Consider the following 253-nt stretch of genomic DNA (forward strand, 5'->3'; position numbering starts at 1 on the left):
GGCATGACGAAACCCTCATGACGGCGTTCGCGAGATTTCAGCTGAGCAAGCTCGGGCATAACAATCGCTAGAATGAATCCTAGTGCATTTGAAGAAGCTTCTTCAAGGCCTTCTTGCTCAGAAAGGTTGTTTAGGGTTTTACCTTCGATGATCTGCGTGATCAGATATTGCCGGCCATAGGAAGAAACCCTTGGTCGAGAAGTAAGGGGCGATACCCTGATAACCATAACTAGCCGCATGTCCACATATCGAT

At 47.8% G+C, this 253-nt stretch carries 1 protein-coding gene; it reads right to left on the minus strand.

The window, feature by feature from the left end:
* A partial coding sequence (locus tag ACTFO6_RS19215; protein WP_439935923.1) for a hypothetical protein occupies positions 1–239 on the minus strand: 239 nt, incomplete at its 3' end.
* Between the last annotated feature and the right edge of the window lie 14 nt (positions 240–253).

This window comes from Pelomicrobium sp. G1 (genome assembly GCF_051905455.1).
In the GTDB taxonomy this organism is placed as follows: domain Bacteria; phylum Pseudomonadota; class Gammaproteobacteria; order Burkholderiales; family UBA6910; genus Pelomicrobium.